Source organism: Brevibacillus fluminis, from assembly GCF_003710825.1.
GTDB lineage: Bacteria > Bacillota > Bacilli > Brevibacillales > Brevibacillaceae > Brevibacillus_D > Brevibacillus_D fluminis.
In genome coordinates, this window is the sequence record NZ_RHHQ01000023.1 from 186,436 (window position 1) to 213,337 (window position 26,902).

20 protein-coding genes and 1 other annotated feature are annotated in these 26,902 nt (G+C 41.7%); of the genes, 2 read left to right on the top strand and 18 right to left on the bottom strand.

All coding sequences use genetic code 11. The features are described 5' to 3' along the window. Positions 1-40 precede the first annotated feature (40 nt). On the bottom strand, positions 41-2,278 hold the full coding sequence (locus EDM56_RS26535) for an insulinase family protein (protein WP_122920957.1): 2,238 nt from the start codon (positions 2,276-2,278) through the stop codon (positions 41-43). Between the two features lie 164 nt (positions 2,279-2,442). Between EDM56_RS26535 and EDM56_RS26540 the strand changes: the two genes are divergently transcribed. Further along, the gene (locus EDM56_RS26540) at positions 2,443-2,961 is read left to right on the top strand and encodes a MurR/RpiR family transcriptional regulator (protein WP_148040424.1); all 519 of its coding nucleotides are present in this window, start codon (positions 2,443-2,445) and stop codon (positions 2,959-2,961) included. Between the two features lie 296 nt (positions 2,962-3,257). Here the strand turns inward: EDM56_RS26540 and EDM56_RS32285 are convergent, their stop codons facing one another. The 16 genes from EDM56_RS32285 to EDM56_RS31235 form a co-directional block, all read right to left on the bottom strand. Beyond that, positions 3,258-3,368 (bottom strand): RHS repeat-associated core domain-containing protein, encoded by a 111-nt coding sequence (locus EDM56_RS32285; RefSeq protein WP_425456364.1) that lies wholly within the window; start codon positions 3,366-3,368, stop codon positions 3,258-3,260. A gap of 132 nt (positions 3,369-3,500) precedes the next feature. Then, the gene (locus EDM56_RS26550) at positions 3,501-3,779 is read right to left on the bottom strand and encodes an ACT domain-containing protein (protein ID WP_122920959.1); all 279 of its coding nucleotides are present in this window, start codon (positions 3,777-3,779) and stop codon (positions 3,501-3,503) included. Then, on the bottom strand, positions 3,776-5,482 hold the full coding sequence (gene ilvB, locus EDM56_RS26555; protein WP_122920960.1) for a biosynthetic-type acetolactate synthase large subunit: 1,707 nt from the start codon (positions 5,480-5,482) through the stop codon (positions 3,776-3,778). The genes EDM56_RS26550 and ilvB overlap by 4 nt, the downstream gene beginning before the upstream one ends. Before the next feature lie 211 nt (positions 5,483-5,693). Beyond that, positions 5,694-5,964, bottom strand: a binding site (T-box leader). A gap of 42 nt (positions 5,965-6,006) precedes the next feature. Continuing rightward, positions 6,007-7,644, bottom strand: a complete 1,638-nt coding sequence (locus EDM56_RS26560; RefSeq protein ID WP_246009544.1) for an ABC transporter substrate-binding protein — start codon at positions 7,642-7,644, stop codon at positions 6,007-6,009. A gap of 282 nt (positions 7,645-7,926) precedes the next feature. Then, a complete protein-coding gene (locus tag EDM56_RS26565; RefSeq protein WP_122920961.1) occupies positions 7,927-9,033 on the bottom strand; it encodes an aminopeptidase in 1,107 nt (368 codons plus the stop codon). Positions 9,034-9,155: 122 nt separating this feature from the next. Next, positions 9,156-10,115: an ABC transporter ATP-binding protein gene (locus EDM56_RS26570; RefSeq protein ID WP_122920962.1), complete on the bottom strand. Its 960-nt coding sequence runs from the start codon at positions 10,113-10,115 to the stop codon at positions 9,156-9,158. After that, positions 10,112-11,101 (bottom strand): ABC transporter ATP-binding protein, encoded by a 990-nt coding sequence (locus EDM56_RS26575; RefSeq protein ID WP_122920963.1) that lies wholly within the window; start codon positions 11,099-11,101, stop codon positions 10,112-10,114. The genes EDM56_RS26570 and EDM56_RS26575 overlap by 4 nt, the downstream gene beginning before the upstream one ends. A gap of 48 nt (positions 11,102-11,149) precedes the next feature. Continuing rightward, a complete protein-coding gene (locus EDM56_RS26580; protein WP_246009545.1) occupies positions 11,150-11,956 on the bottom strand; it encodes an ABC transporter permease in 807 nt (268 codons plus the stop codon). Positions 11,957-12,048: 92 nt separating this feature from the next. Beyond that, positions 12,049-12,987 carry a nickel ABC transporter permease gene (gene nikB, locus EDM56_RS26585; RefSeq protein WP_122920964.1) on the bottom strand — a complete coding sequence of 313 codons (939 nt, stop codon included), beginning with the start codon at positions 12,985-12,987 and terminating at the stop codon, positions 12,049-12,051. Positions 12,988-13,665: 678 nt separating this feature from the next. Next, entirely contained in the window at positions 13,666-15,030 is a 1,365-nt protein-coding gene (locus EDM56_RS26590; protein WP_122920965.1) for a M14 family zinc carboxypeptidase, read from the bottom strand. Positions 15,031-15,146: 116 nt separating this feature from the next. Continuing rightward, positions 15,147-16,775, bottom strand: coding sequence for an ABC transporter substrate-binding protein (locus tag EDM56_RS26595; protein WP_122920991.1), 1,629 nt, complete (start codon positions 16,773-16,775; stop codon positions 15,147-15,149). 402 nt (positions 16,776-17,177) lie between these two features. Then, entirely contained in the window at positions 17,178-18,869 is a 1,692-nt protein-coding gene (locus tag EDM56_RS26600; protein WP_122920966.1) for a PucR family transcriptional regulator, read from the bottom strand. Positions 18,870-19,021: 152 nt separating this feature from the next. After that, complete coding sequence (locus EDM56_RS26605; protein WP_122920967.1) at positions 19,022-19,495, bottom strand: GbsR/MarR family transcriptional regulator; 474 nt, start codon at positions 19,493-19,495, stop codon at positions 19,022-19,024. 102 nt (positions 19,496-19,597) lie between these two features. Beyond that, positions 19,598-20,050: a GbsR/MarR family transcriptional regulator gene (locus EDM56_RS26610; protein WP_122920968.1), complete on the bottom strand. Its 453-nt coding sequence runs from the start codon at positions 20,048-20,050 to the stop codon at positions 19,598-19,600. A gap of 213 nt (positions 20,051-20,263) precedes the next feature. After that, entirely contained in the window at positions 20,264-21,532 is a 1,269-nt protein-coding gene (locus tag EDM56_RS26615) for an MFS transporter (protein ID WP_122920992.1), read from the bottom strand. A gap of 1,037 nt (positions 21,533-22,569) precedes the next feature. Continuing rightward, the gene (locus EDM56_RS31235; protein WP_148040425.1) at positions 22,570-22,980 is read right to left on the bottom strand and encodes an MFS transporter; all 411 of its coding nucleotides are present in this window, start codon (positions 22,978-22,980) and stop codon (positions 22,570-22,572) included. Between the two features lie 93 nt (positions 22,981-23,073). On the opposite strand from EDM56_RS31235, the gene EDM56_RS26625 reads away from it, so the two are divergent. Then, a complete protein-coding gene (locus EDM56_RS26625) occupies positions 23,074-23,268 on the top strand; it encodes a hypothetical protein (RefSeq protein WP_122920970.1) in 195 nt (64 codons plus the stop codon). Between the two features lie 753 nt (positions 23,269-24,021). Here EDM56_RS26625 and EDM56_RS26635 read toward each other — a convergent pair. Beyond that, complete coding sequence (locus tag EDM56_RS26635; protein WP_122920971.1) at positions 24,022-25,392, bottom strand: glycosyltransferase family 2 protein; 1,371 nt, start codon at positions 25,390-25,392, stop codon at positions 24,022-24,024. Between the last annotated feature and the right edge of the window lie 1,510 nt (positions 25,393-26,902).

A 26,902-nucleotide genomic window follows, 5' to 3' on the forward strand; every position in this document is an offset into this window, starting at 1 on the left:
CCTCGTCTCTTTCTAATTGCAGATCTTCCATTGTAAAATTTTACAAATACAGGTAAAGGGAATGGTACCCTGCCATAGCTGGCGTCATTGGTGTGTCCAGTTCCTTGATGGCTCCGATAATATAGCGAGTCATTTCGGATTCTGTTGCCTCAAATGCGTTGATAAAACTCGGTGTCTGTTCGAACACTTTATAGGTTTTTTCCAAGTTCGGATCTCTGTAAGAAACCATATAGCTGTCTCCGTCCCGTTGGAAAGCGTTCATACATCCATAAGCGCCTCCCTTAACCCTTATGTTGTTCCATAAGTAGTCAAACGACAAAATCATTTTTAATACGCGTAAAGAGCCAGTATAGGTAAAACCCTTTTCCAGAAAATTACCGGTTTGGGCTGCATATTGCACCTCTGAAGTGGTTTTAAACCCCTCATTCCGCAGGGAAGTATGGAAAACTACTTTATCTTTATCCTTCTCCACCTGATGAGTGAACAGTCCTGATTTCAGTTCGGCCACTAGCGGTTCCAACCTGGTGTATCCCTGTTCATCGGCAGTATAGCTGACCAGCATGTTCTCTGGTCTGAAAATGTGACGTACCAGTTCCTTCAGTGCAATAATGAGACGCTCCTGCTCTTCCTCAAAGTTCGTTTCAATACGCTCGACCAACTGATAATGCGTAATACCGCTTACCAGGTCCTTGAAAGCAGCCATTTCGGAATGATATGAAAGGGCTCTCTTTATTGCCGTATTACTGCCTGAGGAGATAAGAATACTCTGTTCTCTTGATTTCATCTCAGAGATAATTTCATAGATCCGTTTGGTGTCTTCAAACTTAGTTGTCAATATGATTTCCCGGATGATATCAAAGGCGAAGTCTAGTTTGTCATATAAGATTTTTGCATTGATTTCAAAAGTAGCCTTATATTTGTTAGCCTGTTTTGTATCTGCATAAGTACCGAGATCTGTGGAAATTCCACCTGAATTGATATGGATCTCGTTTGATAACTGTCTGAAGTCGTAGTGTTCTGTATCTAAAGCTCCCAATACTTGGCATAAAATTCCAGCGTAAGCTAGCAGCTCTACCGGCACCGCCTTCAAGTCAAATAAAATTCGCAAGTAGCCGATTCCATTTGTGAACATCTTGTGATGTAAGATCGTCGTTCCGTCCACATTTTTCAGGTCCTGGTAAAGTGCAGGAGCCTTGGAATTCATATCTTTCCTTGAGAGCATTGGTATGCTGGCACGCTGTTGTAAGGTTGAAGACTGATTCTGATATGCTTTTAATGCATCTGTCCTCTCAACAATTCGCTGAATTTCATCACTGTTCAGACTGTCCCGATAGTTTTGCAGACGCATCTTCAGCTCAGCATCTTTTTTAGCATTCAAACCTTTCTCCGGAACCAAAACCACAATCGACGTATGAGTGTTCTTCAACAGATACGTATCCAACAGTTGTTCAAAAAATCCATTGTGCATTTTCGTTTTTAGGGCGGTGAATATGCGATTGGTCTCCAGGTGGACAAATGGAAAACGATGATCATAAAGCCAGCTGCCCAGCATTTTCAGGAAAAAATGAACACCTTTCGGTTCGAAAGCTGCTTCACGATAATTGAATTCAAGCGAATTAATGCCTGCAAGTAACGTTTGTTTGTCTATCCCTTCACGTACTAACTGCTGCAGAACTTCAGAGATAGTAGTCATAAAAGATTCCGTGGTAGCGTTCCCGTTTTTTGCAACGACGCTAAAGGTCGGTTGGTATATCTCATTGTTGTACGCGCCGTACACATCCTTTGCGATCCCACGATCGATCAACGCCTGGCGAAGCGGCGCACCCGGAAACCCAAGGAGTGCATAGTTCAAAACCTGGAACGCAATGTTTAACTCCGGATCAGGATTGGTGCCAATCACCGCATTATAAGTTAGAAATGTACGGTTCTCCTCAGATTCGTGAACGCCTATGGTGTATTTTTTTTCTACTTCCACCCGCTGCTTGAACGATGGTTGCAGCGTGATTTTCGAATCTATCTCAAGTTTGTCATAGCGGCTTAAATACGCTTTGTCCAACCAGATCAGTTTCTCTTCTATATCCATATTTCCATATAGATAGATATAACTATTAGAAGGATGGTAATATTTTTTGTGAAAAGCCAGTAGATCTGTATACTGTAAGTCGGGAATTGCTTGTGGAAGTCCCCCTGATTCGTTGGAATAGACGGTATCCGGGAACAGTGAGTTCATCAGTTCCCTGTGCATCATGTTGTCAAGATTGGAGAATGCCCCTTTCATCTCATTATAAACAACACCATTGTAGTTGAGGTCTGCATCCGTCGACTCTGCTTAGGAATGAAAAACATGCGCTTACTCATCATCAAGAAACTGCAAAACGTTTCAAAAATAGTCAACATATCTTCACGGAAGTGGTCAAGGAAAATTTGCGACGAATCGAGGGGATGCTTGGAACCATATCAGACACCGGCTTTGAAAAAGTGCTTCACACCATTATCAGATCAAAAAAGGTCCTTACGGTAGGCATACGCTCGTCGTATGGACCGGCTCATTGGCTAGCCTTCAGCTTAAGCATGCTCTGTGAAGACGCTCAAGTGTATAACCCAAATACGGATGATATTGTGCAAATTTCCACCCGGATGGACAAACAGTGGGTAATGGTCGCCTTTTCGTTCAAAAGATACAGCAAAGAGACCTTGGATATTGTTAGGATAGCAAAAGAAAAGGGGGTGTTTGTAATTGCTATTGTTGATGACGTTCTAGCACCAGTAAGTCAAAACGCAGATATTGTGCTGCAGGTTCCTAGTACGGAAGCCTCCACTCTCGATGTTACCCCACCTCTATTTGTGTTGCTTCATGCAATAGTAGCTGGAATGTCTGTAATTGATTCAGAACAAGTTAGGCAAAGGCTATTGGAATATGAGCATAATTTTGAGAGCCATAGAATGATAGTTGAAGAATAAATTTATGAACAAAAGGAGTTACTAACCATGCAAATTAAAAGAGTTGTTATACCTGTATTTGCACCCCGGCTGGAACCTTGTGGCATGTTTATTTGCGCTACTTGAAACGGAGCTCATCAAGCTCCTCCTCCGGTAATCCTTCGATGGCTTTCCCCAGCACCTATCCGCGACTGTACTCTTCTATCAACACTTCCGCTCTTGAGCCTCCAGATTTGAACAACATCATTATCAATGATCACCCATTCTATGACGCTTACCTCCAATGCCCCGTGGCGTCCACAAAGTTAATGGGGTTATTATGCGTACCGTTTCAAACTCAGCGGATTTTCCACTTGCCCTTTATTCGTATCCTCCGAAATAAAGCGGCCTACACTCGGATAATAATATGTTGCTCGGAGATAATACAGACCCGGCTTTGCATCATACGCCTCTCCACTATCCGTAAACTGGTTGGAGAGATCCGTAGCCCACCTTCATCATACTTTATTTTTTAGGAGTTCCATGTTTACATCTTTGTCATAGTACGAGTTCATTACCGCTCACTCTTTCGTTTGGTTTTTATTTTTAGAGGCAATGTTATGGTCAGAGCATTTGAAAACATTGATCACGTCAACTTGCTTTTCTAACTGTTTGATGAGGTGATCGATCATGCTGGAATCGCATTGGACGGTAATCTTTACGTTGGATAAATGCTGTTGATCCGCTCTATTTATGGACATACGATCAATAAGAATTCCTCGACGAGAATATACCCCAAGTATTCGTAGAAAAGTTGCAGGGTGATTGTTCACCATCATTTGGATCGTTTGTTCGTTCACTCTTCCCACCCCTTCATGATTAATTCACTATTTGCTTTGCCTGGCGGTACCATGGGAAAGACATTCTCGCTCTCTTCAACCAAAAAATCCACGACGACAGGGCCCGGATGAGCCAAGGCTTCTCGAATGACAGCCTCCGCTTCAGCCACCGTTTCGGCACGTAAACCTTTCACGCGAAACGCCTCAGCTACCTTGACAAAATCTGGCCCACCAATTTGTGACTCTGACAAACGATTTTCATAAAACATCTCCTGCCACTGCCTAACCATTCCAAGGAATCGATTATTGATAATAAACACCTTCACAGGGATGTTTAGTTCAGCAATTGTCTGCAACTCCTGGATGTTCATCTGAAAAGAGGCGTCTCCCGCGATACAAACAACAGTTGATTCAGGCATGGCGATTTGAGCGCCTATCGCGGCAGGAAAACCAAATCCCATCGTTCCAAGTCCTCCAGATGTGAGAAACGTTCGAGGCTTCTTTGCACGGTAAAAGTGAGCAGCCCACATCTGGTGCTGTCCTACTTCCGTGGTGACAATTGCATTTCCATCCGTGATTTTGCTCAACAAATCAATAACGAATTGTGGCTTAATTGCACAAGCCTGATCCTGGTTATACGAAAGCGGATACTCTTGCGCCCACTTTTGTACTTGAAGTCTCCAATTCTCACAATCAGGTGTTGGTGAAGAAATTAACATGGCTTGTAGGGCCACTTTCACATCACATGCCAGCGAATGGTCAACAGGAACGATTTTACTCAGTTCTGACGGATCGGTATCAATATGAATTTTTGTGGAATGTGGAGAAAATCGCTCAAGTTTCCCTGTAACCCTATCATCAAAGCGGACACCACATGCCAACAAGAGATCACAATGATACACAGCCATATTGGCGGCATACGTTCCATTCATACCCAGCATCCCAAGAAACAGGGGATCATCAGGAGGATACGCTCCTAATCCCATCAATGTCGAACAGACTGGAATACCGGTTTCCTTGGCAAGTTGGCGCAATTCCTCGGAAGCGTTCCCACTTACAATTCCACCACCGATGTAAAGAAGAGGTCGTTGCGCTTGTGAGATTGCCTGGCGGATCGCTTCCATTTGCGCCCTATCGATTTCAGCTATTGTTTGCTTGAATCGATTCGTAGCAGGTAAGGAGGTTTGGTACATGCAATGGGTACTCGCGATATCCTTCGGGATATCAATAAGGACCGGACCTGGTCTGCCTGTTGAGGCAATCTGGTACGCTTCCACAAGTAAGCTTGGCAGTTCTTCCGGTTTACGTGGTTGAAAGCTGTATTTTGTCACCGGTGCCGTGATACCGATAACATCCACCTCTTGAAATGCATCGGTACCGATGAATGCGGAGGCAACCTGGCCTGTTATGACAACAATGGGAACTGAGTCCATATAGGCGTCTGCAATACCTGTCACCAGATTAGTCGCTCCTGGTCCTGAGGTGGCAATGACTGTCCCGATTCTCCCGGTTGCCTTTGTGTATCCTTCAGCAGCGTGAATTGCTGCTTGTTCGTGCCTGGTCAAAATGTGCCGAATCCCGCTTTGATACAAGGCATCATAAATCGGCAAAATCGCTCCACCAGGGTAGCCAAATACGGTATCTACCCCTAATTGCTTCAAGGTCTCAATTACTTTCTTGGCACCTGTCATTTCCACAGTGGCATCGTTTTTTTGTTGTTCCATACTTTTTCACCATCCCCTTAATCGAGTGTTCACTTGGAAAGTTCTTTCACCCTTCGGTACCCATTTTCCATTCATGTGCACCAATGATTTTCGTTTTGCTTCCATCCAAAACGCCACCTTTCAAATACTCAGTCTGTTATAAAATAAAAAACTCCCACCTCACACAACCACGTGGTGACATTGAATTTCATCCAATGTTCGACCGATTGGTTGCTGAGGCGAGAGTCTCGCGGTACCACTCAGCTTCTCCGCCCTTTTTACATAAGGCAGACTTAAGAAGATCGTCCCTGACAGATCGTCAGTTCAGACTTCAGTTCAGTAACGAGAACCATGTCGTTGTCCACTACTGACACACAATGGTGCTGTTCGCAGACAAAGCTCAGAGGTGATATTCGAATAAGGGTAATGACCGTCCTTCCAGCTCACGAGACGGCTCTCTGACATCAGAGCCTGATTCTACTTGTCCTCTTCCACGCTATTTTATCTTTTATGGTTTTTGCTATAATAGTTCTTGTTCGAATTACTTATCTATCAACCCAGCTATCGTTAAACTCCAGTCTAAGATTATCGATTTGCTTTACTCCTTTTACTCGCGAGTTCACCACCGTAAACTGCTTGTCATAATACAGAGGAATCGTATAGGCTTGTTCAATGATCTGCTTTTGAACTTCTGCATATGCCTGTTTTCTGGCTTCCAAATCATAAGTGGTATGACCTTTCTCGAGCATCGTATCCAGTTTGCTATCGTTTACAGCACCAAAGTTATATCCACCAATTTGGCTGGAATGGAAAGAGTAGTACAAATTATCTGGATCTTCGTATGAGGACTCCAGAAACATCAAATCAAAATTTCCTTTCATGCCAGCATCTAGCTCTGACATAAGCTCTAAATTCTGAATTGTAACCTTGATACCCGCTTCGCCTAACATAGATTGGATCAATTGAGCTGCTTTGTTGTAAATATCCGAACTTAACAGGGTAAGGGTCAATGTTTTTCCGTCCTTCTCCCTGATACCTTCCTCATTGAGCTTCCATCCCGTGGCATCAAAGAGTTTCTTCGCTTCTTCTACATTGTATTTGTACCCATACTCTTCTACCGATTTGTCATAACCCAGTGCCGTGGGAGATAGCGGAACGTTGGCAACCTGGCCTTCTCCTTGCAGTACGGATTGGATTATCGCTTCTTTATTAACTAACATATTGAGAGCTTTGCGGACTTGTACATCCTGGAACATCGGATTCCTTAAATTAATAGAGAGAAACGTACCCGTACCATCTTTCATTCTTTCAATAACCTGATATTTTGGATTATTTCTATACTTCTGAATATATCTCGTGGGTATTTCCGTTGCCACATCGATCGAACCGCTTTCCAAGGCAGCCAACCTTGATTGAACATCGATAATTGTTTTTAGAACAAGTTTATCCGCTCTTGGAGGTCCTTGATTTTCAAAATACGGTTCGCCCCATTGGAAAGCATCATTTCGAGACAATGTGACTCCCTGACCAGGCACCCAACTTTCAAACTTCCAGGGCCCCACTCCCACAGGATGTCTGCCATAATCTGCTCCGTATTTTTCAATGGCCTTCAAGGAAAGAGGTTGCAGGACAGGATTCGTTAAATTAAACAGCATATAAGGAGCCGGGGCTTTTAATTCAAGGATGAGGGTTTGATCATCTGGCGCTTTTACACTTATAACCCCATCCAGGAAAGAACTTGCTGTCATAGCTTGCGTATCCGGATTTAATGCCCGATCAAATGTTTCCTTAAACGTTTTGGCCGTAACTGGTGTACCATCATGCATAGTGATGCCTGAGCGAATGGTAAAGGTTATCTTTTTTCCATCCACTGAAATCTTGTATTCTTTAGCCAGAGAAGGTTTTATTTCTTGTGTAGCGGAATCTTTGTAAAGCAGTGTTCCACCAAGATGATACGCAAAGAGCAAACCCGCCTCCGTCCTGCCATGAGCATCCAACGTATCTGGTTCAGTCGGATATGCCACCGTTATGGTTCCACCTGTCTTTGGTTTGGCTACATCAAGTGGCTGATTCGATGGAGATCCGGATAAACCTGAACTGCAGCCAACGACCAATGGGATAACCATCGTTCCCACTAAACTTAAAAAGATACTACGTAATCCTCGCTTGTTACCTTTCATCATTTTACAACCCCCTTTTCTTCTGGAAACGTTTTCAAAACCAGCGTAAACTATACTCACTTTACGTTGAGGGATGTACTATATAAAACAGGCTGAAGTCCTCAACAAAGTTGCGTTTGATCGAAACAAGTCCCATAATACGAACACACAACTCGTAGAAAACGTGAATTAGGTTTAATTTGTTTGAAATGGGCTCTGCCCCTTCAAGTGACTGAACAGATCCCAGTTACTCTGATCCTTCGCTTCTGGATATCATTGACATTCTAGCAAATCGATATGTCTCTACTACTTCAAATTTTCCGGATTAAGCTCTTCTAATTCTGGAATGACAAAGCGGCCATCCTTGCGAATCAAGCGATCATCAAACCAAATCTCCCCGCCACCATACTCGGGACGCTGAATCATAACCATGTCCCAGTGAATGGAGGAATCATTTCCATTCGAGGCGTCTTCATAGCAACTACCAGGCGTGAAGTGGAAGCTGCCACCAATTTTCTCGTCAAACAAGATGTCCTGCATGGGTTCACGAATGGTTGGATGAACCCCAATCGCGAACTCTCCAATGTAGCGAGCCCCTTCATCTGTATCTAATATTTTATTGATTCTCTCTGTATCGTTAGCAGTCGCGTTTACAATTTTACCGTCTTTAAACTCCAATCGAACGTCTTCAAACGTAAATCCTTGATAAGGTGAAGGAGTGTTGAAGGTAATCACTCCATTTACAGAATCACGGACCGGTGCGGTAAAAACTTCTCCATCTGGAATATTATACTCGCCTGCACATGGTACGGCTGGTATTCCGTTTATCGAGAAAGTAAGCTCGGTACCTGGGCCTGTAATCCTTACACGATCTGTTTTCTCCATAAGCTCTTTCAAGGATTCCATTGCCTCTGCCATTTTGGCATAATCCATCGTACAAACGTCAAAATAGAAGTTCTCAAATCCCTCTGTACTCATATTCGCCTTTTGCGCTGCTGAAGGATTGGGGTACCCCAGATAGACCCATTTTCTTTGTAGGCGAACGCGTGTTACAGGTTTGTAAAGGGAGTGATACAACTGCAACTTTTCTGCGGGTACATCTGACATTTCGCTGATATTCGCCATTCCATCAATGATAATGTAGGCATGCATTTTTTCCATTTGATACTTATCTACATCAGCCCAGACTTTAAATTGCTCCTCCGCTCCTTCCATCAAAAGCTGGCGACGGACAGGCATTTCGCTTTGCTTCACATGAGGATATCCTCCAGCCTTGTATACGGCTTTTACAAGCTCATTCACCAAAGGCGTATCAATCTCAATTGCATCGATTAACACATGCTCACCTTTTTGCACTTTCGTGGAGTAGTTTACAAGGACGTCAGCCAACTTCGTAATTCGCGGATCTAGCATAACAATAACACCTCTCCTGTTGTTTTTTTGCAAAAGGAATGAGTAGATGGATTTTTACAATCTTCTCCTTCTTTCGCAGTATTCTTATTTCATTTCTTATTGAACAACAATGCTAAGCTTTTTTATGAATACAGATGGCAAGCCACCAGATTACCGTCTACTTCTTTCAATTCGGGAACCGTCGTTTTACAAATGTCCATGCAAGCATGACAACGCGGATTGAATTTGCAGCCTGCCGGTGGGTTAGACGGCGACGGCAAATCTCCCTTTAGAATAATGCGTTCCTTTTTTTCGTCAGGATCCGATAGTGGAACGGCAGAAAGAAGCGCTTGCGCATAAGGATGCATAGGGTTTCGAAACAAATCTTCCTTCTTAGCAAGTTCAATGACTTCACCTAAATACATAACGGCTACTCGATCAGCGATGTGCTCAACAACGCTTAAATCGTGAGAAATAAAGATGTAGGTGAGAGCAAATTGCTCCTGCAAGTCCTGAAGCAAATTGAGAATTTGCGATTGAATTGACACGTCAAGAGCGGATACGGGCTCGTCTGCAATGATCAGCTTTGGTCTGAGTATCAAAGCGCGAGCAATCCCGATACGTTGTCTTTGTCCGCCCGAAAACTCATGGGCATACCGAGAGAGGTGACGTTTATTCAGACCAACAATTTCGATTGTTTCTTCAATAAGCTTCTGTCTTTCCCATGAAGGAATTTGATGAGCGATCAACGGTTCGGACAGGATACGTTGAATTGTCAGCTTGGGATTCAGCGTGTCAAACGGGTTTTGGAACACCATTTGGATGTTGCGTCTTGTCCTGTGCATATCCCTCTTACTGAAAGTGCGGATATCCTGTCCTTCAAAGATGATCTCCCCTGACGTAGGCTCGATCAGGCGCATCATGCATCTGCCAAGCGTTGATTTTCCACAGCCAGACTCCCCAACTACACCAAGCGTTTCACCTTTATGGATGGTAATATCTACACCGTTAACAGCGTGAACGAAGGATGGTTGCTGGAACATCCCCTTTTTGATGGGGAACAACTTTTTTAGTCCCTTAACTTCTAATAGTGGAGTTGTCATACACTCACCGCCGATCTTTCCGTTTTCTCTTGAAACAGCCAGCAGCGACATTGGGATTGTTGGTCCACGTCCAACAGTTGTGGGCTTCGTTCGAGACAAACGGGCATTACTTTATCGCAACGAGGAGCAAAACGGCATCCTTTCGGGTATTCGTCAGGTGTCGGCACGCTTCCCGCAATACTGTAAAGGCGCTTCTGCCCCTTGGAATTGTGCGGCGTCGATTTAATCAACCCAATGGTGTATGGATGCTTCGGATTGCGCAGCAATGTTCTTACATCTGACGATTCAATAACCTGTCCAGCGTACATCACAATTACTCGGTCACAGGTCTCCGCGATCACACCCAAATCATGCGTAATCATGATCAAGGACATCCCCATTTCAGTTCGAACTTTTTTGATCAGATCAAGAATCTGCGCCTGAATCGTAACATCCAACGCGGTCGTCGGTTCATCGGCAATCAGCAGGGTAGGATTGCATGCAATCGCCATGGCGATCATGACACGCTGCCTCATCCCGCCTGACAAACGATGCGGATAGTCATGAAAGATCTCGTTTGCTCGTGAGATCCCTACTTGTGTTAGCAACTCAATACCTTTTTGCTTGGCTTGTGCTTTACTCATTCCTTCGTGCTTTTCTAAGCCTTCACTCATCTGTTTGCCAATCGTCAGAACGGGGTTGAGCGAGGTCATCGGCTCCTGAAAGATCATGGCCATCTCTTTTCCTCTGATGTTCTGCATTTCTTTTTCCTCTTTTTTGAGGATATTGGTTCCGTTCAGGTTCACTTCCCCATTTATTTTTCCGTTGCTCCCTAGCAAACGCATGATTGCCAGAGAAGTGACGCTCTTTCCACAGCCCGACTCACCCACGATTCCCAAAGCTTCCCCTTTTTTAACATACAGAGAAAGGTCTTCAACAACAGTGAAAGAATGTGCGCCATTTGAAAACTTGATTGTCAGCCCTTTTACTTCCAACACGTCTGTCATTCCTGATAGCTCCTTTTCTAAAAGACTGCGTTTCCTTCAAATTGCAGATTACCTACCGCCTCTGGGATTAAAAATGTCTTGTAGCGCATCACCTAACATATTGACGGTAAATACCACGATCGTAATCGCCACGCCTGGGAACGTAGCCAGCCACCATGCTTCTGACAGATAATCTTTTCCTTCATTCAGCATAGTTCCCCACTCAGGTGTAGGTGGTTGGGCGCCAAGTCCGATAAAGCCAAGCGCTGACGTTTCCAAAATCGCACTACCTACAAACAACGTTGTATAAACGATCAGTACATTTGTGATGTTTGGAATGATTTGATTCAGGATGATCCACCAGTTCGAGCTTCCGATCGATCTACTTGCTTCTACATATCCAGACGACTTGATGGATAAAGCTGCACTCCGAATTAAAATAGCAAAAGCGGGAATCGACGATATCCCTATGGCAATCATCGCGTTCTCCTGGCTGGGCCCAAGGACGGCGACTATGGCTAGCGCCAAAACGATACCAGGCAAGGCAAGCAAGATATCCATAATTCTCATAAGAATGTTGTCAACCATTCCGCCAAAGTAAGCGCTGGTTACTCCCAAAAGGGTACCCGCTACAAATGTGATCGCGACTGCCATAACAGCTACCGTTAACGTTACCCTCGTACCGTACAGCATACGGGACAGGATATCGCGGCCAATCGAATCCGTACCAAGAAGAAACTCTTTCGAAGGACCTTGCATAAACGCCTCGTAGTACGTTTTGGTCGGATCATGCGGAGCTATCCACGGCCCGATAATCCCCAAAATGATAATAAAGAGCAGAACGATGAAGCTGAGTCTGGCCATCTTTCTTTGCATGATTTTATGCATTAGTTCAAAACGGGGTTCTGTTCTTTCCTTAGGTTGCATCGATTTTTTAATAGTAATGCTATTGTTTGTTCCACTCATGTTTACGCACCCTCTCTTTTTGTCGTGTAGTCAATTCGTGGATCAAGAGCAGCGTACATAATATCCACAAGAATACTGACAAGTACGTAAATTGCACCAATAAATAAAACGGTTCCTTGAATCATGGGGAAGTCACGAGAACTGATCGCTTGAATGGATAAAGTTCCAATTCCCGGCCAACTGAACACCTGTTCAACAATAACCGCTCCGCCAAGCAACGAGGCCATTTGTAGACCAATAACTGCTACTACAGGGATCATCATGTTACGGAAAGCGTGCCGGAATAAGATAATTCGTTCGTTCATCCCTTTCGAACGAGCAGTCCGGATATAGTCGTTTGAAAGAACATCCACCATTCCAGCGCGAATCAATCGAATCAGTGTAGTAGACATCAAGACGCCAAGCGTCAGTGCGGGCAAAACCAGATCCACAAAGCCGGTGCCACCTGCTATCGGGAACCAACCCAATGTAACCGAGAATACCATAATGAAGAGCAATCCTAGCCAAAACGATGGTAACGACATACCCAGGGTCGCCAGCGACATGATCCCTATATCGACCCAAGTGTGCTTATATTTGGCAGCGATAATCCCCAGAATAACTCCAAGCGAAACAGCTACCACCAAACTAGCTGCAGCCATCTTCACAGTTGATGGAAAGCGTTCTGCAATCTCCGCACTTACAGGTCTACCAGTTTTGAGGGAGATTCCCAGATCTCCTTTCAGCACACCAGTCGCATAGGTAACGTATTGCTCGACTAGAGGCTTGTTAAGGCCCATCTGTTCACGCAATGTTTCGATTTGCTCAACCGTTGCACGTTGCCCAAGAATGATGCGTACAGGATCACCTGGAATGAAATGGATCAGCATAAACGTAAAAATAGATAAACCAATAAGAACGATTACTCCGGAAAAAAGACGGTTCAGAATATACTGCTTCATGATGTTATCACCGATCTTTCTTGTAAGTTGCCCAACGGATCACAAGGCTTGCTCTTCCTCTTAGACACGCTTAAAGTCCCTCCTAATGAATACTTGAACACCCAACCTTCAATACTCATATCCCTCTACCATTGGGTAAGACAGGAATTTAATATATAATCTTATTTGCCACAAAGCAGTGCGATTTTTGCGTCCTCCTCGATGATATTTTTTCAATCTGTCAAAATGAACTCTAGTAAGAATATACAGAAAGTAGGAAACGGTTACATTAGACAAAACACAGAAAAAAGTACGCATTCATACGACGATCTGTAAAAATGATTTCGTATCATATTCTTTTACCTCATTCAGTAAACCACTAATGATTAAAAGTAATAAAAATAATGAGCATTTTTCCGTTTCGCTGCAATTAGGTTATTGATCTACGACTCAACAGATTGCCTAACGAATCTACTTTGTTTTTATTATGCTTGGTTTGTCCCAAAAATTTGGTGTTCATTTTAAAGCATGCTTTAAGGCCGACTAAAGAAGAATTGCTCAAATATACCCTGATCCTATAAAAAAAGGGCAATTGGTTTTTAACCAACTGACCTTAATATCCAAATCTTTTAGCGTTACTATTTGATGGGGGTTTTTCGGGAACGCGATATCAAGAATTGTTCCTTCGCTCCCGATACCTTACGCTTTCTGCAGATGCTCCATAATTAGCAGGGCTGATCCGAGTTGAACGCGGCATAGTTCACGGATGGGGGGCATGCTCCAGTTCCAATGGGAGAGGTAATTTTTCAACTCTTTATCCAACCATGCTTTCGTTTCTGAATGGATTTGTTCCAACTCTGGGTTATCTGGCAGTCCCTCGATGACTCTTATAAACATGCTTGCAACACATAGTACCGTACCCCAGTATTGTAAACGGATATCTAAAAGTTCAGCAACTGTAGCCGGGCGATCCAATACGGGCTCATTATCAGTCCAAGTACTATCGTGGTCTACCTGATGATCATATCCTTTCAAAAAGTCTTTCACTGCGTTATTTAGACGGGACTCTGTTATTATGAAGGGTAACACTCTCTGGTATTGCTGCTGGAGATAAGCACAGCACTCCTTAACTACAGCTTCACTTTCCATTACAGCATCCCGACGCAGTTGTTGAGTCGGGGATCTGTCCCCCATGCGCGCGTCGGCAAAGATTGTGACTTCCGATATCAGATTATAAGTGCCGTAACGTGAATGTGAGTACTCAAACGAGGTTGCACCACTTTGCAACGAGTTGGCCGGGTCTTCCCCCTTTGGCAACTTGGACTCATAGAAATCATAGACCTGTGACATTACGGGCATCTGATAAAATCCTTCAGTCAACAGAGAAATGTAAGGAGCTTCAGGTTCTCCTTTCATTAAAGGTAAACCACTATCGGTGACGAGCGTACACAATTGCTGATACAGATCTTCATTCAACCGCTCTGACAAATAAAAGAAGGTACCTATCTTGTCGGCATTGTGCAAGCTGTTGAGAAAGTGCGGCTGGGCTTCGTCAATCGCATTCATAAAAGCGAGAGTCTCAGGCATTGGTGTATTAAATTTGAAGGACTTGTACTCGTAAGGGAACGTCCATTCCACTTGTTCAACCAAAGCTGGGCGATAGTACCAGCGAATATATTCTTCGAGCGAATAGGGTCCTTTCAGCCAACCTTCATTTAGGCGTAAGCCGTCTACATCGATCGCCTTGATAAAGTAAAAGGTATAATCAAGCTCCTTCAACAGTGTAGGCTCCTCGCACAGTTTTCTGCTGAGGTACTCCACCGTCATGGCGCCAATCGGTTCGTTGGGATGAGGGCAACCCACGAACAGCGCCCGATGAGGACCATTACCGATACGGAGCATCTGAATCGGGTGACCGTCAGTAGAGTAACCCACCGTGCTAAGTGTAACGATGTCTGGGTATTCGGCAGCAAGTGCTTGGGTCGAAGCATCCAGCTCGTCTAATGTTAAAAAGCGTGAAAAATTGGGAATCTCATCAAGCAGTCTTTGTATATGTTTGTTCATGCTTCAACTCTCCTGTCTATCGAATATGTTTCACATTCGATTACATGCAATTCTATCGTCGTCGTACTCGCTAGAGTTGGGGATGTTTTCGTACTTTTCCCTACATTGGTTTTGGCTTAATTGCCAACCCAACTATCGTTAAATGCGGGCATAAGCGATGTCCATTTCACACCTTTTACTCGCGAATTCACCACTGTAAAGTATCTTTCAGCATAGAGAGGAACAATATAAGCTTGCTTAAGGAGTCGTTTTTGGGCTTCTACATATGCTTGCTTCCTGGCATTCAATTCAAAGGTGATACGGCCTTTTGTCAATAATGAATCCAGAATGCCGTCTTTTAGACCAATGATGTTAAAGGCACCAATTTGGCTGGAGTGGAACATTTGATATAAAACATCAGGGTCTTCAGCTGTATAAGCCATCAGAGTCACATCAAAATTTCCTTTTAAGAGTTCCTCTTCCCACGCTGCTGACTCCAAATTTTGGATGTTAATTTTGATACCCACCTCTCCCAGCATTGCTTGTGTCAACTGGGCTGTTTTCTCATACTTTGGCATAGTCAGCATGGTAAGGGTAAGTGTTTTCCCATTCTTTTCTCTAAAGCCATTGCTATTTACTTTCCAGCCAGCAGCGTCCAAGAGCTTCTTCGCTTCGTCCGCATTATTTTCATACCCGTATTTTTCCAGCGACTTATCATACCCCAATGTAGCTGGGGATAACAACGTTTGAGCAACCTCTCCTTCTCCCATCAAAGCTGCCTGGATCATCGCTTGTTTATTCACCAACATATTGAATGCTTTTCGGACTTGAATATCCTGGAACTCCGGTTTTGTCAAGTTCATCCACAAACTGAGAGGGACACCAGGACGCATACGTTCCAGAACCTGGTACTTCGGATTATTTCGATACTTTTTGATATCTTTTGCAGGTACATCGAATGCAATATCGATGGAGCCGCTTTCCAGAGCGGACGTCATCACTTGAAAGTCCGGAATCGTTTTAACCACCAGCTTGTCCACTCTTGGAGGACCCTGATTTTCAAAGTTGGGGTCGCCCCACTGATAGTCTTCATTTCGGACTAATGTAACGCCCTCGCCGGGCTTCCAGCTCTCAAACTTCCAGGGACCAACACCAACAGGATTTCTCCCGTAATCCTCTCCATATTTTTCAATGGCCTTCATGGATAAAGGCTGAAAGTCACCGGTACTAAGCGTATCCAAAAACGCTGCATTTGGCTCATGTAATTCAATCATGAAGGATCGATCATTTAGTACTTTGATGTTTTTCACCGGCGACAAGTTAGCTAGTGCAGCTGTTGCTTTTGTTTTCGGATCCATAATGCGATCAAAGTTATCCTTAAAACTCTGGGCGGTTAAAGGTGTTCCATCGTGAAACGTGATACCAGAGCGAAGGAAAAATATCAACGTTTTTTTATCCTCTGAGATCTTGTATGAGCTAGCTAGATAAGGTTTGTATTCCTTCGTGACCGGATCCTTGGAAAGCAGGGAAGCACCCAGATTCCAAGTAACGCTTTCATTGCCACCCGTCGTCTTATGAACATCCAATGTATCTACTTCATATGGGGAAGCTACAGTAATGGTTCCACCCGTCTTTGGTTTGTCCGTCACTTGTTGATTTGGTGAAGGTGTAGCTGATTGCGTACCACAACCAACCACCATCGACATGCACACCGTTACAAGTAAACATACAATGAATCCATGCAATGGACGCTTGTTATTCTTCATTAATTCATCATCCCTCTTTTCTCCGTTTCGTTTGAAAAACGCTCCTATCCTACACAATCCTTGGAGTTTCCTCACCTCCTTCCCATTCAGAACGACGGCATTGTAAGTGAATCCGAAGAAAAGCAAAATTCACGATCTTTAGCCATCCTATAAAGACGCCGGCAAAATCACTAGAATCCCAAAAACATTTTCAAATCTTGTACTCGATTCGAACTCTCCATTAAATATACCGATAATAGATCCTGGTTCCATTAGGCACATCATCAAAAAATATACGGATTTGTACTACAGTACGTAAAATTGCGAAAAGAGTATTGATCGTAATCAGTGAAAATGAAAATACCTGTCGCCAGTCGAATACAGGCAACAGGTATCGAGTTAGGTCAGTAGTTCTTGTAATCTCTAGAATGATTCACTTCCACCGGGGGTGGCACTGAATATATCCGGATGTAGCAATTGGTATCCCAACAATGCAACTTGAAGAGCCAGACGTTTTTCAGAGGACATGAAGTCCTCGCCAATCAATTCTCTTATTTTTTCCAGTCGATAGTAGAGGGATTGTCTCACAATAAAAAGATGCTGAGCAGCCAGTTGTTTGGAACCGTTAAAATCTAGATAGAATTTAAGCGTGTAAAGAAGCTTACTGCCCTTTGATTGATCTTCTTCAATGAGCGGTCCCAGATAACTGTTTATAAAAGACTCAAGGGCTTTTCTCTCGCGAAGGTTGGTGAGAAGTTGCAAAACCCCGATTTCATCATAATAAATGATTGGTTTCTTATAAAAAGAGTATAAGGATACAGCATTAATTGCTTCTTGATAGCTCAAATAAGCCTTTTTCAGATCGATATATGACTGTCCCACCCCCATACGATATTGGAGAGCACCCGTTTTTAGATCCACTTCATTTATCTTTTGAATCGAATCGAATACGCGTTGCAATCTTTCTTTTAAAGGGAGAGGGGATATTAAACTAAGCGCAACAACTACGATTCGGTTCTTTTTCATAGTGATTAACGGAAGAAAATCGTTTTTTTCAAAAGTAAAACGCAATAGTAAAGAAAAGTGAAATTGACTCGTTTCAATTGCCTCTGCAGATGTTTTATGATCTAGGTCGTCTTTATGATCAATTTCAATCACACAAACGTGATAGGGAGTTTTCCTATGTTTGAGATAAGAAGAACCTAAGATAGATCGAAACTCATCCTCATTTTTTATTCGATTATGCACCAGGTCGTCCACCCATACATTTTCGGCAAGAAGTTTTCGTTCCTCTATATACTGTTTTCTGAGCAAATCCTGTGAAATCGAAATGGAAGCAGAATCTACGACCTTATATTCGTATTGATTGGGTTCATGATCGCTTATCAAAACAATGTAGGCCCATGTTTGACCCATAGCTCCCACTGGCTGAAAAAGAAGGGTTTTATCCTTAAATTTACATTGATACGTTGGTTGATCTGGTATCAACGCTGTTAGGTCATTCAGACGCTCTCTACAAAAATCAAGCAATTCTTGCTGGTTATTTGCTTGTAGGCTTGGTACAAAAATGGGATGACCATGAATGGGAAGATATAAGACTTGAACATTTGTAAAGTTGTAAAGTAATTTCAAAACTTTGTTGATGCCTTGAGAAGTTAGTGTCATTCTATGAAATTCTCTTGATACTCGTTCAAGATCTTGTAGCTTCTCATAGTGTCGGTTAATTAGTAAGGAATTGATGTCATGCGAAATATCTACAAATCTCACTTTTTCAGTAAATACAATCAGGGGAAAGTGATACCGATTGGCCCACTCAATCATCTCATCAGGAATTGTCTGAATATATTGCCCAAGTTCGATACACAAACAGACAACGTTAAATTCCATTAATTTTTGTAAATAGGCTACTAACAAAGTCGCCTCTGATTGAAAACCTACTCCGGAGGTTAGAATCATCTCTCCTCCACGAAACATCGTTTTATCGATGTTGAGATTTTCAAGGACATGAACCCAACGTAAACGGCGATTTATGCCATTTTTACCTCCCACCACACGAGCATTTCGGAAGAGCGTCCGTTGCAGGACATCATTTACTGTTATAGAATCTGTGTTCATGAAAAACCCTCCTCCATATATATTTGGATTTGGATAGATATTCGTTTGTAAATACTCACTACCATTCACAGATACTGAACAGTATCCTTATATTCCCTAAGTATCTCGGAGAAAGAAGCATTCATTCGAGGCTATCCTTGCGTTTACTATCATTAATTACTCTTGTTTTCACTGTTGCTAGAACGAAGGTCCGATAGATATTTCACATAAAATTTCCTGAATACTTCTAATGTTTCAATCGACTCTTGGAATCTTTGTTTAACGGTTTCATCATCTTTAATTGCTTCCAAGTATTTTGTGAATATTGCTTGTCTAGAAATTGTAGTTGATAACATATCCATCACTTCTTTTTCAATGGAATCAGAAGCCAAAATGTAGTAGTTGATGCGATCACCAATCAGACTCTTCTTTTCTACAACCCCCATTTGCAGTAACAAATTCATATTCGTAGAAACACTTCCAAGGCTTATTTGGAGTGTCGACGCTATTTGTTGAGAAGACAACGGATCGGTTGTAACTAAGAGAAGTCCCATGATGCGCCCAGCGATTCTGGGCAGATTAAGCCGCTCATAATCTAAACCAATTTCTTCAATAAATGAGAGAACTTCAGGGGTTATATTACTCAATGTAATTGCTCCTTCCACTTACGGGATATCGAATTATAATTTCCTAATTTCAAAAAAACGATGTATCTATTGAAGTCGGAAAACAAACATTGCAATGCTGTATTAAATTTTTTCCGAACTCGATAAATTATGTTCATAAAATTTCCTCAAAATGTCTAATGATTCAATCGAATCTTTGAATCTTAGTTTAACGATCTCATCATCCTTAACTACATCCCAGTATTTTATGAATATTGCTTGTCTGGAGATTGTGGTTGATAACATATCCATCACTTGTTTTTCATTAGAATTAGAAGCCAGGATGTAGTAATTGATGCGATCACCAATCAGACTTTTCTTTTCTACAACCCCCATTTGAAGTAACAAGTTTATATTCGTAGAAACACTTCCAAGGCTTATTTGGAGTGTCGACGCTATTTGTTGAGAAGACAACGGATCGGTTGTAACTAAGAGAAGTCCCATGATGCGCCCAGCGATTCTGGGCAGATTAAGACACTCATAATCTAAACCAATTTCTTCAATAAATGATAGAACTTCAGCGGTAATATTACTCAATGTAGTTGCTCCTTCTATTTACGGGATTCTAGAATTATACTTTTCCTAGTTTAGAAAAATAAAGGAATCCTATAGCTACTGAAAGCGGAAAACAAACATAGTAATGCCCTCACTAACAATTTTCCGAGTTCTACTTGTTCGACACGGTATTCACTAAAAGGTGGTAAATATGTGACAGGCAGTGGCAAAAAATCACTCATACAAGTAACGATTTCATCGTTGCCCATAGGGAGAATTTTCTATACTCAGCAAGTATTCCGCGTTCATCTCGTTTGGTTTTTCCCTAACCCACAGCGAAATGATTACCGCTAGCATTGCACCTAAAACCAAAAAACCAAATCCGAATTGAAAAGAAAACCTATTGATAATCCACCCCATAGCGATCGGTGTAACCATATTGGCTAATTTGCCTCCAAATAAAAGCACACCGCTTCCAATACCTAAAACATTCGAGGGAATAACTTGCATTGTTAATCCTATCACCGGTTGAGTAGTAAGGGAGAGGAAAAAAAGGGCAATGGACTCGAATAATACAAATTCGCTTACATTGGATGCCGTTACCATCAATAAAAGAAAAATAGTTGAAACAAGCAAAGAAGGTATTACTATACTGCGAAATTTCTTTCTATAGTAACGATCAAATAACCATCCGCCTACAAGGCTGCCGATTGCCCCAATTAAAAGTGGTAGCGACGTAGCTATACCCACCTCAGTAAAGTCGAGGCCTTTCTCTGTTGATAAGAAGGTAGGTACCCAGGTGAAAACTCCAATGTTTACGATATTAAGTCCAAACATTATCCCTGTTAATTTCCATATGTGTGTATTTCTCAGGACATCAACAATTCTCATTTCAGTATCTACACTACTTAATTGTCCCATTTCTTTTGCCGTTTTTATTTTTGGTTGCGATGATGTATCAGCATTCAGCGGTCTAGGCAAGAAATATGAGATGACAAGTGCCATGATTAGTCCAAAACCAGCACATAAGTAGGTTGCCTTGTTCCAACCCATCCTAGTTATCATCGAGCCAACAATCAACGGAGCGATCGCTGCACCGAACAATTCAGCTGAAGAGACAAATGCATTTGTTGTCGTACGAACGTCTACTGAAGTTCGTTCCGCAACAGCTTTCATGGTAGCCGGTGTTAACGGGGCCTCTATAACCCCAAGCAAACACCGTATGATGAGCAGAATGGCTAACCCGGTTACCATTCCGGTCAATGCAGTTAAAATAACCCACAACACTAAGCCAATTGCAATGATACGCTTTGAACCAAACTTATCAGCTATAATGCCCCCAGGGATAGTGAAGATAGCATTACCAAGGAAGTATGCGCTTACAATCGTTCCCTGCTCCACAGCGTTCAGTTGGAGTTGCTCTGCGATTAGTGGAAGAGCCAATAAAATTCCAAATGAACCAATGACCCCTACGAACACCGAAAAAAATAAGATAATGGCACTGAGCGGAGTAGATATTTTCATGGTGTATTCCTCACTTTCCAGCTGTTTGTACAACCACTTTTTTATATCGACTCTTTCGGCTAAAGCGTAAGGATGAAACCAAAAGAGGTTTTCCACAATGCGCGTAGAGACATTATTTGGTCTAGCTCTTCTTCCAAAAACAATAGATATTGGGGTGAAACCGCAATTCTTTTCCGAACCCTTTCAAGATTGATTCGTCCATAAACAGCTTAAACTGTACCTCAATCACCTGAGTTTACTTAAGATAAAAAGCGTCGGTTAAATGTAAGCTTGACCATACTACCCCATTCTGAACACATGAATTGACTAATGATTATGGATAACTAGATCCTTGAATTACTTACTAGCTCACTCTCCTCACAACTGCATCAACACTTCCATATGTTTGGGCTTTTTATTTCTGTGTTACTAATAGTAATACGTTTATACATTTTAGTAAATACTAAAATTAAAGAAAATACAAAAAACAATAAAATACCAACCTGCTGACGATTCAATATTTGCTTTTTCAAAGAATCAACACGTATCATTGGTATAACAATAAAAAGCGGATCCTCAAGGTGTGGGTATCGGTCTTTCTAAAGGAAACGGCCCGAGGCCTTTTACGTAACGTCTCCCAATATAATACTCCGTGCTTCCTGACATCAATAGCCAACACTACACCATGCTCAATCAAAAAAACGGCACGCGGCAACCCGTAGTTAAATGCTCTTTCCAGTGTAATTTCAAAACTTTATGATATTTCATAGGACCTCCCATATCAAAATGCACAGACCGTTTTCCGGGCCGCATATAGAGGTTCGATCGCGCCTGGCACCGAGCTGTCAGACCTAGAAGTGGTAGACTCTGCCGCCATCGTTACCGATGCGCTTCGTTTGGATATTACTAGGAATTGTGTTGAGAAATTTCCGTAAGGACTGTTTCAAAAAATAAAGAGAGAAGCCGAGATTGTTCAGCTGATTTGCAGCCTCTCGAACATGATGAAAAAGCTTTTCGCTCAATTTCACATCTATTCTTCGGTTTCTTTTCCAATCATTTTAATGAGCATTCACGCCTTTCATATCCAATGTCTTTGCGGCGTTGCCTAATGTGGAACAAGCCATAATGGAAACAGCATTTGCGATCAGTAAAAACCAAAAAGCAACCTCAAAGGAGCCGTTAAACGCAGTGATCAACAATCCCATAACCATGGGAGCAATAAAGCCAGCCAGTTGACAGCCGAAATTAATCATCCTGGCGACGGACCCCATCACTTCAGTTGGCAGTGTGTTTTCAGCGACAATGACCAAATCGCTGCTTGTCCAGCGAATAAAAGAAACATGGTTAGTACCTGATAGATCATCGCCATGCGCAATGAATCTGTGTTGAACATGAGAAAGAGAAAGACAGCCCCTAACAATTGGGCCACAATTGCTTGATATCGCTCCCGGTTTAAAAAAATCTGTCACTCATCCAACCACTAATATTCATTGAAATTCCGGCAGCAACCATCGGCAGTGAGGAAAAAATCCCCACGTTTATCAGATCCAGGGAAAGTTGCTTTGGCTTCTGGTTTAATGAATGGTTTCAGTGTTGGCGCAGGGGGGATTGGTGCATTTTTCCTTGGCAAGTTAGCAGACGTATATAGTGTGGATGCCATTATGAAATGTTTCGTGTTTTTTCCCATTCATTCTGCTATAATTACTTGCTTTATCAAAGATGACCATAAAATATTAACAAAACAAGAGCAAGCATAGTTATCACTATCTACTTCCAAAAAGTCATTAACGTTTTGATAGATCAATCTTTTCGGAAAACATGGGAACGTACAAACTAGTTCTTTTAGGTAAGGGATATCTCTTATAAACATAACACTTGTCTTCCAGTAATTTACCGGTAACAGGTATTTTTAGTTTTTTATATGTGATGGTTTGTCAAGTCAAGTGCGACAAATGTCCTGAGCAGCGACACAGGTAATATGGCGTGCTTTATTTACGATGACGTATTTTGCTCTAGTTTGGTGTACTTGTTTGTGTGACACTACACATAACGGTCGGTAACCTCTACAAATTTATATCCTTGAACACCGGTTTGCAAATATAAAAACCTACGATCCTTATCAAGATTCGATCGTAGGTTTTGTTGATATCAAATGATAGTTTCTACAACATTCTAAAAGTTTATAGGCTTAACCAGCCCTCGGTCAATAGGAACTTACATCTGCTTTAATAATCAGTTTCGACAATTATGTATCTTTTAATACCTACATAGATATTTATTCCGAAAACCTTCCTTTTCGGAATAGTTGTGATTCACGTAATGAAATAAATAAAGGGCCATTGAATACTTTCGGGTTTTTTTTGACGTATACGCAATCCACATGGTCAGTCGGTCACCTTCTTTGTCATCGCTGGTTAACGCTAGTGCTTCCCCAAATCGAATACCAGTTAGAGCCATAAGAGTAAATAGGGCGTAATTTCAGGGGCTACCCAGTGTTTATGAGAATGGTTTCAATCCCTTTTTATGAACGTGAAGAATGTATAAGACTTTGAAATCCTAGGGTTTTGTCTATGATTTACAGATGTTTTAGTGTGCTCCGTTTTCACCCATGTATGTTGTTGTTTCCACTTAATGAGTCCCACGATTTGGGCATACATAAACGTGTAAGCATAGTAAAAAATCGAGAAGCTCATTCGAAGGAATAAGTATTTTCGAGTTGTATCTACCCTCACCGCGTAGTACATACATACCAGAAATTGATAAGTGAATAGCATCATAGAAAGAATAGTAGATCCAAAAATCGCTGTTGCCAATTGTTTTCCAAGATCCGGTATTTCTTGATAGCTTTTCGTAACAAGGATGTACATAGTAGCAAAGAAAATGCCAGTTAAAGTAATGGTCATTTGCAACGCGCGCGTCATACCAAATAAATAGAATAACTGGTCAATAATATTGATGTTGCCTTTTTCAGTAATCAGTTTTTTCATCATTGGCTTAAAGTTAGTGAAAGCAACATACCAGTGACCTTGTGACCATCGTGTACGCTGTTTTATACTTACTTTAAAATTATCTGGCTTTTCGTCATATACACGGACAAAGTGATTCCATAATACACGTCCATTATCTTTGACAATTTCTATTTCCAACTCTAAATCTTCTGTTAGAGAATGAAAACGGAAGCCACCATGTTTCATTAGATAGCTCAATTTAACGATAAATCCAGTTCCGCCTATAGCGTTTGGCAGTCCCACACGATATTTTGCAAATTGGAAGAAACGATTTGTCAGATAGTAGCTCATCGCGTATCCAAGGGATAAGTTTGTTGTAAAATTCTTAGAATCTAAATATATCTGAATGGCTTCCGGTTCATTTTTTGCAATGTATTGAGAGTTCAACTCCTGTAAAACGTTCGAATCAACGTGGTTATCCGCATCCAAGACCATTAAGCAGTCATACCTTTTTGTTAATTCATCAAAACCTATATAGCGCAGTGCATACTGCAGGCCAGCAGGCTTACCAACCCCTTCACGCGGGAATAATTGTTCGCTTGTGTTAATGCATTTAATTCCCTTCTCTACACAAATGTCTCCTGTTCTATCGACACTATTATCGTTTACTACATAAATATCATACAAATCCTGACGGTATCGTATTTGTTTCAAATTATCGATTGTTGAACTAAGTACCATCTCTTCATTATGCGCCGCTACCAAGATTAAAAATCTCGTCTTGTCTTCAACTAGTTCATAATCTCGCTTAGCTTTTCCAAACCCAAAGAAGGATAATATCACATAGTAAATGCTGTTGATGTTAACAAATAATGTCAATAATAAGAATAAACTCAGTAAAATCGTTACTACTTTGCTGCCTGTTAATTCCATTTATTTCCTCCTGTTTGTTGATACTCATGTAAAATATTGCACATTCATTCGGGTTCAAATTAGTTAACATATAATTCTCTGAACGCCCGCGTTTAAAAGAAATTGTGAAGGGTACGAACGAATGAATTCCTCCATTAAGGTTTGCAATCATCAACGAGCTCTACGACTGCAGAATGTGGCAAAACAAAATCCCATTCAACAAACCATGTATTCAAGTCACTTGATTTATCTAAAAATCCTTACCACCCATTCTTCAGTACGATGAGCATCTTGCAGAGTTGGAACAGGACATAGACGCCCAGAACTGAAGAGTATGATTTAATCCTATCGATTTTCGCTATTGACCATAAAATTGCAACAACAATTTTATCGAAAAAAAGTGGCCGCTCCCGGTCATGACCAAGAAAAAGGCAGCTTGTCACGAAATCCTGGTTTCTTTTTGCTTCACCGAATTCGTGATGAACTTCCAAATAGCTCCATCAAATCACACGCAATGGCAGTAGGCGTAATACCCGGCTTGTTGAAGGCTTACCGCCATTTTAATTAGCTCTTCTTTGGCGGCAGTGATTAAGGAGGCCCATTTTCCATTTTCACATTAAAACTTACATAACATTTATTATGTTCTCTTTTTTAAATCCCATATTAAAAGCCAACACGATTAATAACTGTCGTATTGGCTTATTTGTAAATTATGATGCTTCTACACTACAAGCTTCATTGGATTGGTTGTTTAAAACACACTCATCATTGAGCTTCAGTTGTCTCTATTAAGGTACATCTATCTACTTTGATGTATACTCATAGTCTCTTATCTATAATGACCATTCATCCCAAATGATAAGTTCCCATTTGATGAATCGCTGCTGAATTTCGTTATCATGCATAAACTGATTCGCAACTGGGCTAATACGTAAAGAAGCAGTTAGCAGTTTAATGTAAAACGTTAAATAATGTGTAAGTACAATATCAATTAGTACGATAAACTCCTTATTATCTAATTGCCTACACAGTATTTCGATAACGACCGTACAAAAATGCTACCAGTATCAAAACATGATAGTACAAAACAGCTGCACTTGCCCCCAAAACAAAAATGAACAGATTTTCGCTAATCGCTACAGCAAACATCCTGCCTTTGTTGATGAATAATATAAAAGGAAACGTGACCAGAACTCCAGCGACCAAGTAGGCGCAGACATTACATACATACACCCCTACTCTGCTTGTCAGGGCGAGTGTTTTCTGGAGCGCCTCAATCAGAATGGCGCTCGGTATTCCACCCAGTAGGTAAACAGGACCAGTATATATTAGAAAGCCCATCATTAAGTCAAAAAAGGATGAATAGAACGAATTCGGGTCACGTGCTGTTAACGGGACATAGCTAATGATTGCAAGTGATAAGCAAAATACAAGGGAAGAAACGAGTCTGTAAAATATTCTGTGTAAACTCTCAACCTCCTAATTTACAATTAAATTAGAAAGGTTGGGATTTTTTATGAGTCTCATGTCG